This is a genomic window from Prochlorococcus marinus str. MIT 0917, assembly GCF_027359575.1.
GTDB lineage: Bacteria > Cyanobacteriota > Cyanobacteriia > PCC-6307 > Cyanobiaceae > Prochlorococcus_B > Prochlorococcus_B marinus_D.
Window position 1 is genome coordinate 1,453,368 of sequence record NZ_CP114784.1, and the last position, 13,034, is coordinate 1,466,401.

General features: G+C 35.9%; 12 protein-coding genes and 1 tRNA gene. 5 read left to right on the plus strand and 8 right to left on the minus strand.

Annotated features, from left to right (window positions below; all coding sequences use genetic code 11):
• Positions 1 to 7 precede the first annotated feature (7 nt).
• Together smc and O5637_RS08135 are read left to right on the plus strand one after the other, a co-directional pair.
• On the plus strand, positions 8 to 3,613 hold the full coding sequence (gene smc, locus O5637_RS08130) for a chromosome segregation protein SMC (protein WP_269604082.1): 3,606 nt from the start codon (positions 8 to 10) through the stop codon (positions 3,611 to 3,613).
• A gap of 58 nt (positions 3,614 to 3,671) precedes the next feature.
• On the plus strand, positions 3,672 to 4,715 hold the full coding sequence (locus tag O5637_RS08135) for a PRC-barrel domain-containing protein (protein WP_269604084.1): 1,044 nt from the start codon (positions 3,672 to 3,674) through the stop codon (positions 4,713 to 4,715).
• Here the strand turns inward: O5637_RS08135 and O5637_RS08140 are convergent, their stop codons facing one another.
• Both O5637_RS08140 and O5637_RS08145 read right to left on the minus strand, forming a co-directional pair.
• The gene (locus O5637_RS08140) at positions 4,716 to 5,993 is read right to left on the minus strand and encodes a glycosyl transferase (RefSeq protein WP_269604086.1); all 1,278 of its coding nucleotides are present in this window, start codon (positions 5,991 to 5,993) and stop codon (positions 4,716 to 4,718) included. It abuts the gene before it with no gap.
• Between the two features lie 27 nt (positions 5,994 to 6,020).
• A tRNA-Leu gene (locus tag O5637_RS08145) sits at positions 6,021 to 6,102 on the minus strand.
• Positions 6,103 to 6,228: 126 nt separating this feature from the next.
• Here O5637_RS08145 and accC point away from each other — a divergent pair.
• A complete protein-coding gene (gene accC / locus O5637_RS08150) occupies positions 6,229 to 7,572 on the plus strand; it encodes an acetyl-CoA carboxylase biotin carboxylase subunit (protein ID WP_269604087.1) in 1,344 nt (447 codons plus the stop codon).
• Positions 7,573 to 7,585: 13 nt separating this feature from the next.
• Here accC and O5637_RS08155 read toward each other — a convergent pair whose 3' ends face one another.
• Entirely contained in the window at positions 7,586 to 7,885 is a 300-nt protein-coding gene (locus O5637_RS08155; RefSeq protein WP_269604089.1) for a YggT family protein, read from the minus strand.
• An 87-nt stretch (positions 7,886 to 7,972) separates the two neighbouring features.
• Between O5637_RS08155 and psbX the strand changes: the two genes are divergently transcribed.
• Both psbX and O5637_RS08165 read left to right on the plus strand, forming a co-directional pair.
• Entirely contained in the window at positions 7,973 to 8,143 is a 171-nt protein-coding gene (gene psbX, locus O5637_RS08160) for a photosystem II reaction center protein PsbX (RefSeq protein ID WP_269604091.1), read from the plus strand.
• 83 nt (positions 8,144 to 8,226) lie between these two features.
• Complete coding sequence (locus O5637_RS08165; RefSeq protein ID WP_269604092.1) at positions 8,227 to 9,198, plus strand: Ycf66 family protein; 972 nt, start codon at positions 8,227 to 8,229, stop codon at positions 9,196 to 9,198.
• 3 nt (positions 9,199 to 9,201) lie between these two features.
• Here the strand turns inward: O5637_RS08165 and O5637_RS08170 are convergent, their stop codons facing one another.
• The 5 genes from O5637_RS08170 to def form a co-directional block, all read right to left on the minus strand.
• Positions 9,202 to 9,444 (minus strand): chlorophyll a/b-binding protein, encoded by a 243-nt coding sequence (locus tag O5637_RS08170; protein ID WP_269604094.1) that lies wholly within the window; start codon positions 9,442 to 9,444, stop codon positions 9,202 to 9,204.
• Between the two features lie 8 nt (positions 9,445 to 9,452).
• Positions 9,453 to 11,441: an ABC transporter ATP-binding protein/permease gene (locus O5637_RS08175; RefSeq protein WP_269604095.1), complete on the minus strand. Its 1,989-nt coding sequence runs from the start codon at positions 11,439 to 11,441 to the stop codon at positions 9,453 to 9,455.
• Between the two features lie 122 nt (positions 11,442 to 11,563).
• Positions 11,564 to 11,845, minus strand: a complete 282-nt coding sequence (locus tag O5637_RS08180; RefSeq protein WP_269604096.1) for a hypothetical protein — start codon at positions 11,843 to 11,845, stop codon at positions 11,564 to 11,566.
• Between the two features lie 111 nt (positions 11,846 to 11,956).
• On the minus strand, positions 11,957 to 12,292 hold the full coding sequence (locus O5637_RS08185; RefSeq protein ID WP_269604098.1) for a histidine triad nucleotide-binding protein: 336 nt from the start codon (positions 12,290 to 12,292) through the stop codon (positions 11,957 to 11,959).
• 69 nt (positions 12,293 to 12,361) lie between these two features.
• Complete coding sequence (gene def, locus O5637_RS08190) at positions 12,362 to 12,970, minus strand: peptide deformylase (RefSeq protein ID WP_269604100.1); 609 nt, start codon at positions 12,968 to 12,970, stop codon at positions 12,362 to 12,364.
• Positions 12,971 to 13,034: the final 64 nt, after the last annotated feature.

Below are 13,034 nucleotides of genomic sequence, written 5' to 3' on the forward strand. Positions count from 1 at the left end.
CATTCTGTTGGTCCATATCAATCACGTAGATTTGTCTCATTTCAAGTCCTTCGGTGGGTCGATGTCGATTCCATTGGAAGAGGGTTTTACAGTTGTAACGGGTCCGAATGGTTCAGGTAAAAGCAATATTCTTGATGGAGTTTTGTTTTGTTTAGGCCTTGCAAATAGTCGAGGTATGAGAGCGGATAGATTGCCTGACTTGGTTAACAGTGGCGTATTAAAAGCTGGTAAATCTTCGGAAACTAAAGTAACAGTAAAATTTGATCTTACTGATTGGGTGCCTGATGATGCCGAAGAAGGTATAGATCATACTGAGGATGGACCTTGGATTAAGCCTGATCAAAAAGAATGGACAGTATCAAGAAGATTAAAAGTTATGCCAGGAGGGTCATATGCTTCCACTTACAGCGCTGATGGTGAGACTTGTAACTTACAGCAATTACAAACCCAATTAAGGCGTCTACGGATCGATCCTGAAGGGAGCAATGTTGTTATGCAGGGAGATGTTACTCGAATTGTTTCCATGAGTAATAAAGATCGTAGGGGTCTGATAGACGAACTTGCTGGTGTTGCACTATTTGATACTCGTATTGATCAAACTCGTTCAAAGTTGGATGATGTTTATGAACGGCAGGAACGTTGTCGGATTGTTGAACAAGAATTGATTCTTTCCAAACAGCGGTTGCAAAAAGATTGTGAGAAAGCAAGTTTATATAAAGATCTAAAAAACCAATTATTAATTGGCAGACAGCAAGAATTAGTTTTATCTTATGAAAATGTAAAAAAGGGATTGGAAAAATTAGATATAGATCATAAAGAATTGATTAAAAAAGAAAAAATAGATGCAGATAAGTTACTGAATAATGAAAATGAGTTGAAAAAATCTATAGAAAAATTAGATATTTTACAAAAAAATGTTAAAGAACTTGGTGAAGATCAATTACTTGAAGTTCAAGGTAAGCTAGCAGGAATTGAATCTCAACATAGAGAGCTAGAAAGACAAGGACTTAATCATAAGAATGAAGGAGAAAAATTACAGGAATCTAGAAATAATCTTCTTCAGAAAAAGAAAGATTATCAAACTGATTTACAAAGTAAATTGAATGAGATCAATCCTAAAGATCTAGAAGAAGCTGAATTAAGATGCAAAGAAGCTGAGGCTTGGGTTGAATCTTCTAGAAGGAAGCTTTCAGATGTAGCAGGTCGTTCTGGTGCATGGATAGAAAAACATCAGAAAGCCAGAGATGATCTGAATAAAATCCGATTGGAATTAGATCCTAAAAGACTAGAGAAACAAAATATTGAAGAAAGTTTATTGCAATTAAATGTTATTTTAAAAGAATTAGAAACTGATCAAAAAGCTGATGAATCTTCCAATGATAAAGTACATATAGAAATTAATAATTTGAATAAACAATGGGATAGTATTTTAGATTTAATTTCTATTAAAAAAGAAGAATTTCAATTATTAGTATCTGAGAAAGGTATACAAGAGCGCACGAAATATAGATTAGAAAAAGAACAATTAAAGCTTCAAAATGATATTGCCCGTTTAGAAAGTAGGAAAGAAATTATATCCGAAAGCCGAGGGACAAATGCAATAACTTTGTTATTAGAATCTGGGATTGAAGGTATACATGGACCTGTTGCGAATTTAGGCGAAGTTGAGGATCGTTATAGGATAGCTCTTGAGGTTGCTGCTGGTGCAAGGCTTGCTCAGGTTGTTGTGGATAATGATCGAATTGCTGCAATATCAATTGATCTTTTGAAACGAAAAAGAGCTGGAAGATTGACTTTTTTACCTCTTAATAAGATTTTAAAAAACTCTCAAAATAGGTCTGATGTATTTCAGAGATCTGTTCAGACTAATATCAATAAAAATACTGGATTAATTGGAAAGGCTATTGACTTGGTTAAGTTTGATTCAATATATAAAGATGTTTTCTTATATGTATTTGGTGAGACAATTGTTTTTAGTGACTTGTCATCAGCTCGTGATCAAATTGGTATGAAAAGAGCTGTTACTTTAGAAGGTGAATTGTTGGAGAAAAGTGGAGCAATGACTGGTGGAAGTTTAAATAATAGAGCCTTGGGTTTGAGTTTTGGAAGAGTAAAAGATAACGATGATTGTGATCTTTTAAAGCATAGATTGTTAGAAGTTGGTGAGACTCTAGCTAATTGTCAAAATAACGAAAATCAACTCATCCATAAGCTAGATAATCTAAGAACTCAGCTCAGTACATTAGAACAAAAGAAAGCAGCACTTGATGCTGAAAGAGTAACTTCTGAAAGATCAAATTCGCCTTTATTAGAACGCCAAAGTAATCGCTCAAAAAGGATTGATGATCTTCAAAAATCTAAAAAAGAAAAGCTATTTCAATTAGAATCTATTAATTCGATTATTAAACCTCTAGAGTTAGTTTTATTAGAAATTGAGAAGGAAGACAAAACAATAGATAAATCAAGTGACTCATCAGTTTGGTCTAAATTACAAAATGATCTCGAAGATGCTGATAAAAATCTTCTTGCTTTTAGAAATAAAAGAGATGAGATTTCAAATAAGCAATCTCAAAACAAGCTTGCGATTGATCGATTAAATGATCAAGAGGCTTCTTTAATAAGCGAAGAAAAACGTTTAAAGGATTCTATAGATACTCTTGCTTCTGCTCATATCGCTTGGCGTGAGCAAAGCAAACTACTTAATAACAATCAGCAAGATTTGATAAATCAACAAAAAGATTTAGAAACTCGCTTTGGTGAACAACGAAGAGAAAGAGATTGCGTAGAAGCTGATGTAGCTAAAAAACGATTGAATTTACAAGAAATGAAATGGAGTCTCCAACGTTTAAGGGAAGATCAAAAAAACATGAAGGAAGAAATGCGAATGGAAACTATTCGATGTACTGAATTAGAGAAGAATCTTCCAAACCCCATTCCCGTCATCTCAGATGAAATAAGAGATAGTGGTTTGGATGCTCTACTTTCTCGATTGGAAGTTTTGCAGAAAAGAATGGAAGCATTGGAACCTGTCAATATGCTTGCATTGGAGGAATTGGCCAAATTAGATGAGAGGCTTAATGAACTTGAAAACAGACTTCAAGTTCTAACTGATGAAAGATCGGAGTTATTGCTTCGAATAGAGACAGTTGCAACTTTGCGTCAGGAGGCCTTTATGGAGGCTTTTCAGGCAGTTGATATACATTTTCGTGACATTTTTGCAAGTTTATCTGAAGGAGATGGGCATTTGCAGCTTGAAAACCCTGACGAACCCTTGGAAGGTGGCTTGACTTTGGTTGCTCATCCAAAAGGTAAGCCTGTAAGAAGGCTTGCAGCGATGTCAGGTGGAGAAAAATCCTTAACAGCTTTGAGTTTTCTTTTTGCCTTGCAACGTTTTAGACCTTCCCCTTTTTACGCCCTTGATGAGGTAGATAGTTTCTTGGATGGAGTAAATGTTGAAAGGTTAGCGGCTTTAATTGCTCAACAAGCTGAACAGGCACAATTTCTTGTCGTAAGTCATAGAAGACCTATGATTGGAGCCTCAATGAGGACTATTGGAGTTACGCAAGCGAGGGGAAATCATACTCAAGTTGTTGGGTTACCAATAGCAGCTTGATTGAATTTACTAATATGATCCAATATGGTTCTACCAATCTAATTTCTGCATATTTGAGTTGACCAACACGCAAGCCCCACAAGAATCAACATCTGATGTCCCTAGTGACAGATTATGGCTTCGTTCTGAGTTGATGGGGACTCAGGTTATTACACGTGATACTGGACGTAGGTTGGGTCTTGTAGGGGAAGTTGTTGTTGATATTGATCGTAGAGAAGTTGTTGCTTTGGGATTAAGAGATAATCCCTTAACGCGTTTTTTACCTGGCTTGCCAAGATGGCTTCCTCTTGATCAGATTCGTCAAGTAGGTGATGTGATTTTAGTCGATACCATAGATTCATTAATTGAGAATTTTGTTCCTGAAAGATTTAATAAGGTTATCAATTGTCAAGTTATTACTGAATCGGGAGATCAGCTGGGGAGAGTGCTTGGATTTTCTTTTGATATTGAAACTGGAGAATTACTTACTTTGGTTATGGGAGCGCTAGGCGTCCCTTTATTAGGTGAAGGAGTTTTAAGTACTTGGGAGATGCCTGTTAATGAAATTGTCAGTAGTGGTCCAGATCGAATAATTGTTTATGAGGGAGCTGAGGAGAAATTAAAACAATTAAATAGCGGTTTCCTTGAAAAGCTCGGAGTTGGTAATTCGGGATGGGAAGAGAGTGAAAGAGAAAGGTACAGAGTTAATCTTGTCCCAGTTGAAAATCAATTAACTTCTGGCGAGAGTGCAAATGATGATCAAAAATTTATAGAACAATCCCAAGAAGAAATATTTGAAGAAGAAGAGATGGAATATGTAGAATTACAAGATTCAGAAGAACAACAATACAATACAGAATTAAGATATTTAGATGAACCTAAACAGCCCTCAATTTATTCTGAAACTGAAAAAGATGAAGTAAACTATAATGAATCAAAAATTGAAAATAGATCTAATAACTTTCAGGCTCAAATCTCCTCTCAAAATAATAAGAATAGATCAAAAATTTCAGGAAAAGAAGAACCAATTGATGTCGAACCTTTAGAAAAATCATCGATAAAAAATTCTCAAGATATGATGTCTAATGATAAAGAACTTATAGATATTGAAGATCCATGGTGATTAATTTAAAAGCTTTTTTTCTTGAAGAAGATTTATAATTTGCTGACAAAATTTTTTTGCTGCACCTTTGCTACCTCTTAGTGCTTGTAGATCTTCTTTTTGGCCAGAAAGCCTTGTAGGTGAATTTAGCCAATCAATTGTTTCTTCAGCTATTTGTGTGGGGGTTATATGCCCTACTCTTTCTGGGACAATCATTTTTTTTGCAGATATATTTGGCCATGCCATATATCCTCTTTTTTTCAGTTTTATAAAGCTAATTAATAACCCTAGGCACCACTTTAAAATTGGTAATCTAGCTATTAAGCCTACAAAACCATCCCATGCTTCCATAACTAAAATGTGTTGTGTAGGAACAACAACAATCATTGGAATATTTAATGCTCCCAGCTCAGCAGTATTTGCTCCTACTGTTGTTAGTGCGATATCACACTGGCTTAGATCACTATATGCTGGATGCTTTTCTTGTATTAAAATTACTGTAGAATTTTTGGTTATCAAGATCCCTCTTGCTTCTTTAAAATTGGCTTTAGTAATTGATTTTATTCCAGATTTATATTGTTTTGAAATTGGATTTTTGTTACTCCCAAAGTATTTGAGTTCATTTATATTTGTGGTAGGAGCAAGAGGAATTAAGAACTTACAATTTGGCATTGATTTTGATATTTTATCTGCCACATCAAGAAAGAAAGGTATTCCAATTTTTAGTTTCGCACTTTTTGAACCTGGCAGCAGAGCAACCCACTTTCCAGAGGGGAGTGGATCATCAATTTTTGCAGTTTCAGTTAAGTCAGCTGTGAGGTCTCCGATGACTGCACAACGAGGTTGAATTCGTTTTGGTAATTTATCAACAATCCTTTCGGACATCGCAAGAATTCTATTGTTCCAAAAAGGCCACCTCGCTATCCACTCTGCATATGTCATATGTAAATACCCGAACCTTGCTGAAAGTAGAACGCTCCAAAATTGATCTCCTCCTAAAAAAATTACTAACCCGTTGGGTGGCCATGAACCAAATTTTTTAGGGTTCAAAAGAAGCTCCCAGAAATTCTTTGCTTTTATTATTTTTTCAAATCGCAACCATTTTTTGGCAGCAATAATTTCATGACCAGTTGCATTAGGGCATGGAACGAGTACTAAATTTAATGATATTGAAGAATTATTTACTCTGGGTTTTAGCTCTAGCTGTTTATGAAGCTCTTTAGCGAGTGGCTTAACCCAAGTCGCTAGTTCACCTGGTCCATTGGAGACAAAAATAATTGCTAAAGAATTATGACTCATTTATTGATGAGCATCAGTTTTGAAGAATGCGGATGGCGAGACTTGAACTCGCAAGGCCAAAGCCACATGTTCCTTAGACATGCGCGTATACCAATTCCGCCACATCCGCAAGTTAACTCAGTTAAGCACCAAGTAACCCTGATCATAATGCTTAACCTATTAAGCTTCTACCTAATGGGTTTCAATCTTTGGCACAAATACTGATACGATCCAGATGAGGACTTAATAATTTTGAATGCCCATAGGCAAACTGCTGATAGCTAATCGTGGCGAAATAGCTTTAAGAATTCTCCGAAGCTGTCGCGAGATGGGGATTTCTACTGTCGCTGTTTACAGTACTGTTGATAAAAATGCTTTACATGTTCAATTGGCTGATGAAGCTGTATGCGTCGGAGAGTCGCCTAGCAGTAAAAGTTATTTAAATGTTCCAAATATACTTGCTGCAGCGACATCAAGAGGAGTAGATGCTATTCATCCTGGTTATGGTTTTTTAGCTGAGAATGATCGATTTGCAGAGATTTGCGGCGACCACGGGCTTATTTTTGTCGGCCCATCTCCTCATGCAATTCGTTCCATGGGTGATAAGTCGACAGCTAAATCGACTATGCAAAAGGTTGGAGTACCTACTGTCCCTGGAAGTGAGGGCTTACTAGATAGTGTTTCAGACGCATCCAAGCTTGCCTCTGAAATGGGCTACCCAGTAATGATTAAAGCAACTGCAGGAGGCGGTGGAAGAGGCATGCGTTTAGTTAGTCATGCTGATGAATTGGAGAATCTTTTTAAAGCTGCGCAGGGTGAAGCAGAGGCTGCATTTGGTAACCCAGGATTATATATGGAGAAATTTATTGATCGCCCAAGGCATGTAGAGGTTCAGATTCTTGCTGATCGATATGGGAACGTTGTTCATCTCGGAGAAAGAGATTGCTCGATCCAAAGAAGGCATCAGAAATTATTAGAGGAATCACCAAGTCCAGCTTTAGATCATCACCTAAGAATAAGAATGGGAGAAGCAGCAGTTGCAGCAGCAAAAAGCATCAACTATGAAGGGGCTGGAACGGTGGAATTCCTTCTTGATCGGCACGGAAGTTTTTATTTTATGGAAATGAATACTCGAATACAGGTGGAACATCCTGTTACTGAGTTGGTTACTGGTATGGATCTAATTTCAGAGCAATTACGTATCGCTGGAGGGGAAAAATTAAAATTTACTCAGGCAGAAATCAAGCTTGAAGGACATGCAATTGAATGTAGAATTAACGCAGAAGATCCAAGTCACAACTTCCGACCTTCCCCAGGGAAAATTACAGGTTGGTTACCTCCTGGTGGACCTGGTGTAAGGGTTGATAGCCATGTTTACACTGGTTACGATATTCCTCCTTTTTATGATTCTTTAATAGGAAAATTGATTGTTTGGGGAAGGGATAGAGAAGCTGCACTAAAAAGGATGGAAAGAGCTTTAAATGAATGTGCAGTCACAGGAATTACCACCACTATTGATTTTCATTTGAAATTACTTAAAAGAAATGAATTTATAAAAGGAGATGTTCATACAAAGTTCGTTGAACAAGAAATGCTGTAAATAGCTATAAAGATTAAAATATAATTTGAGTTAATACACCTTGTTGACCAAGAAACAATTCTCGAAAAAGGCTTAAGAGACCTACCCAAATAATGGGAGTAACATCTACACCTCCTATTGGAGGAACAATTTTTCGAGTAGTCACGAGTACAGGTTCAGTTGGTAAGAAAATAATTGGCCAAAAACCAGTTCTTAAATTTATTTTGGGGTACCAAGTTAAAATAATTCTTAGAAGGAACGCAAGGGTTAGGGCACCTATTACAAAACCCAATAAAAAATGTATTGTTGGAAGACTTTTAACTAACAGAGGCATCACAAAGCTCAAAGCATTATTGAATAGATGGTCTAAATCATCTTTTATTGCTTAAGATTACTCGGTCTTGCATAAGAATTAGCTGAAATGGCTTTTCATTTATTAAATTTGTTCCTTAGTGCTGGAACTTCTAGTCAAGCTGCTACAAGTTCTGCAGTTGGAATGATAGGGAGTTTTCTTGCGGCTGGAGCTTTGATAGTTGCACCTGCTGCGGCTGCCTTGATATGGGTTAGTCAAAAAGATGCATTGAGTAGATAGCCCTAGCAATCACCTATTTATGCCATAGACTGATAAGAATAAGGTTGTTTTCAACCTGAAAATGTTTATTTAAGAGGGCAAACTTGGTCAATGCCAGTCTAAATTGGGCCAGCATTGTTGGCATAGTTCTTGCTGTATGCGGAGCTGGCCTATATTTTCTTAGATCTTTTAAGCCAGCATTGGCAAGGGATTATGATGTTTTCTTTGCCGCTATTGGCTTGCTCTGTGGAGGAATACTTTTTTTTCAAGGATGGCGTTTAGATCCCATTCTTCAGTTTGGGCAGTTTTTGCTTGCTGGGACAACTGTTTTCTTTGCTTATGAAAGTGTTCGATTGAGAGGTATTTCAACTGATCAAGCACGAAGATCTTCATATTTTGATGATGAACCAGAGTTGCCAAGATCTGCTAGAGGAGGTTTGTCTGATGCAGGCTCTGATAGGAATTTTGATCGCTTTGAGGAATCTCAACCTATCAATAGAAGATTTTCAGGGAGAGAAGATTATCAAGAAGAATATGCAGATGATGAAAATTATGGAAGACGTCCATCGAGGGCGGCAATCCCTGAGCAGGCTTCGAGTAGAAGGCCAAGAAATATTAGTTCGTCAGAAATTAATTCTCGAGGAGCTGAAAGAGATAGAAGAATGGAACGATTTAATAATTCAGAATCCTCTTCAGGTAGAAGCTCAAATTTTGGAGATAGGCGAAATACCCGACAAGAAACTAGGCGAGGTAATCGTCCCTCTTCAAGTGGTCAAGCATCTAATCGGGGAAGAAATTTATCCTCTAATCCCCCTCAATCATCATCTTCAAGGCTAAATTCTGATAATTTCTCTAGTCCCTCAACTGCATCAAAGAGGCCTTCTAAAAGTAATAACAGTATCGAAGACGCTGCTTACTCGAGTGTTGAAAAAGGTGTAAGACGAGCTAGTAGAAGATCTGCACCAAATCCTGATCAAATCCCTTCGAATAAAAGACCATCTTCTAAAAGCTCCTATTCAAAATCAACAAGAAATTCATCGAGACCAAGAGATAACAGTTCAAGATTTGATGATTAATCATTATTTATTAATTATTCCAGCCCATTCCAAAAAAGATATCTTACTAATTGCTTCAACAAGTAGAACTGCCATTAGACCAATCATGGCAAATCTTCCATTTATTCTCTCTGCATAGCCACTCCACCCAAATTCAGGAACATCATTTGTGGTTGCGCTAGGTGAATGATTTGTAATTTCTGAATCAGTTTTTTCTTGTTCTATTGACTGATTATCTTGTTGGTTTGTCTCAGTATTGGAGTTCATAGAATACATTAGTTCTCTGTAAATTGGTAACTTTCAGCGGGCAATAATCGCCAAGCTTTGTTTCCCGTGATTTCAAGCACAGTTTCATGATAGTTCTTTAGGGTTGGCCTATGACCAACGCTAATGCATGCCATATCACGTTGCTTAAGAAGTTCATAAAGATGCTTTTCTGTATTTACGTCTAGTGCGCTTGTTGCTTCATCTAAAACAACATATTTTGGTGAATTTAGTAAAAGTCTTGCGAAAGCTAATCTTTGTTGCTCTCCAAGAGATAAAAGCCTTTGCCAATCTTGTTTGATATCTAGATCAGGATACCTTTGGATAATTTGAGGTAACTTGACTTCCTCTAAAACGGCTTTTAGATGCTCATCACTGAATCTATTTTTATCTAATGGGTAACAAAGCTGTTCTCTCAAAGAGCCAAGAGTCATATACGGTTTTTGAGGGATAAATAGTAAATCTCCGTTTGAGGGTGTTTCTATTTCACCAGATTGGATTGCCCAGAGACCGCTAATAGATCGAAGTAAAGATGTCTTACCGCAACCAGAAGGTCCTACTACAAGCAAACTTTGACCTGACTCAATACTTAGATTTAAGTTATTAATTAGGAAATTCTCTTTCCCTGGAGTTTTAATACTTACATTTTTAAGAATAATAGAATCGTTCGTTTTAATTTCTACTTTGAAGTCATCAAATTGGTCATTTCTGATCTCATTCATGTTTGATTGAAATCCTTCCAGTCTGCCTATGGAAGCTGAGAATCTAGCCAAAGCCTCTATTTTGTAAATGATAAAAAATAGAGATCCCTCAAGAAGGTTATAGTTCAAATTGGCTTGTTGAAAACTTCCATAGTCCATTTGGCCGCTAAGAATTGGTCCTGCAAGAATAATGAAAGGAATAAAAACACTTCCGTAAATTCCAGAGCGTTGTAGCACTCTTAATAATGCTTCCCATATTATTAAAAGATTAAAGTTATCAACTACAGACTTTAGTCTTCTACTGACTTCTTTTTCTTCTTGATTTTCACCAGAATAAAATGCAATTGATTCTGCGTTGTTTCTTACATGAACAAGACCATAGCGAAAATCAGCTTCAAATCTTAATTGATCATAATTTAATTTAAACAATTTTCTACTAGCAAAAAGTAGCAAAGATGAAACTAATGTGGCATAAACTATCAGAGCAAGTGTTAGCTCTTTGCTTATACTCAGTAAAATAAAAATGTTTAATGAAAATACTAATAAAGAATCAAAAATATTTAGTGAGAGATCAATTGTTTGAGCAGTAAAGTCTCTGGCATCTTCTGTAATTCTTTGATCTGGATTGTCTACATTAGTGTCAGATTCATCGTTGGGATTTAAGATATAATATGTCCTATCGTCTAAATAGTCTTTTATTAGGCTTTTGGATAACCACTCTCTCCATAAAAGCTGAAGCTTTGCTGAAAAATAAAATTGGAAGCTTCTTATTGGAAGAGCTGCAATAAAACAAATTCCAAGAATCCACAAATTTTTATAACTTTCATTTTCATCTTTTTGTATTAGCGCATTAGTTATATCTCTGACAAGAAAAGTAATTCCAGCGTTAATTCCGTTGACAGACAATAACATTAATATAATTACTCCTAGCAAAAGCCAAGGAAGCCATCTTCTTTGCCTTAACTGACCACGAACCGTAATAAATGAAAAAATTCCTAATGCAAACAGACTTGAAATTATTATTCCTGCAGGACCATCCCAAATGACCTTTAAGGAATTTTGAACACCTCCTAAAAATTGGTTTGTTATTGCTGGAGCTAAGTTGGTTAACAGGCTCATTAAACCTGTTAGTAAGAATAGAACTGTTCCTCCTACACAAAATAATAAAGCTATTAATAAATAGACAAATAGCCAGCCATTGTTCTTGGTATAAGGTAGAAAATATGGCTGAGTGAGTTTTCTTAATTTAATAAGTTGGCTTACTAGTCCTTTTTGGGCTTTCGAAATAGATGAGGTCATATTAATTTGATTCTTTCAAAGTCAATAAATACTTGATTTGTAATAATGCTAGCTTATTTTTTAAAGTTAAATTTGACACTTTTTGAGAGCAGAAACTCATCAAAATCATTTATTTGTATATCTTAGCTAAAACCCAAATATGTTTTTATTATCGTTGGTATTGGTAGCGAAGAAATAAGCTGCATATCAAAAGAGTGAACTGAAGGAATAGTTTGATCTAATACCCAAAAAACCAAAAAAGGTGCATTCAGAATTATTTGCCATTGCCATTTGTAAGTTAAAATTGACCATATTTTTTTTAAAATAGATTGCTGGTTATCACTAAGATTTGACCAAAAATCTTGTAAATTTATTTTTACTTTATCAATAATGCTGTTTTTATTTGCAGCAGTTTGGGAATTCATTGGACGCGATTAATTACATAACTTATAGCGCATTTATGGGTGAATCTGGGTCATTAACTAAGCCAGTAAGGCAATCGTGTGTATTGATAAAAAATCATGAAAATCAAATATTTACCCTGGTGGCCAACTTAATTTCCTGCCGCCAATGATGTGAATGTGTAGGTGAAATACTGTTTGACCTGCTTCTTCTCCTGTATTGATAATGGTTCTCCAACTTTCTAAACCAGCAGCGTTGGCAATTTCGGTTCCCTTTAGAAGTAAGTGACCCAATAGTTCTTGATCTTCTTTTTTTATATCTTGCAGACTTTTAATGGGTTTTCTAGGAATTATTAAAATGTGAGTAGGTGCTTGGGGGGTAATATCTTTGAAAGCTAGGCATTTGTTATCACTAAAAACTTCATCACAAGGTATTTCTCCACTAAGAATTTTATCGAAAATTGTTGTCATTGAATGTGAGTAGAGACCAATAAGAAGAATCTAATGCGATTCTTTATAGCTTGAATTTACATGATTCTTTCAATTCGTTTCTTTTATTACATCACTTTGATTGAAGTTATGCTCATTTAATTGTTTTTTCAACTCTTCTTCATCAGTGACTTTATCAACAAAACAGACACCATTTAGGTGGTCTATTTCGTGCTGAATGCATCTTGCCATGAGCCCATCTGCGTTCATTTTTTTTGGTCTACCCATTTCATCCCGATAACTTAATTTGATGGAGGAGGGCCTAATCACATTAAGGTAAACACCAGGGATACTTAGACAACCTTCTTCATATGTATCTAAGCTTGCACTAGATGAAATTATCTCAGGATTTATAAATACCATCGGTGGGGAATTTGGATCTTCAAAATTTAAATCAATCACTAATAATCTCTTTTTTATTCCTACTTGAGGTGCCGCTAAGCCAATACCTTTTGATGAATACATAGTTATGAGCATATCTTTCACTAACTTTCTAATTGAATCATCAACTTTCACGATACGATTAGCTGGAGTCCTTAAAGCCTCGTGTCCCAGTTGATACACCTTCAAAGGGGGATTCTTGACAGGTTCTTTCGAAACTGAAATTGAGGGCTTCTTTTTTTCTGCATTTTTTGCAAGTTGAGCAAAACTGCCAGCCAAAGGAGTCTTAAGACAACAACGTTTACATTTTACTTTGTTTTAAGTTCCATGAGTGAATTAATCA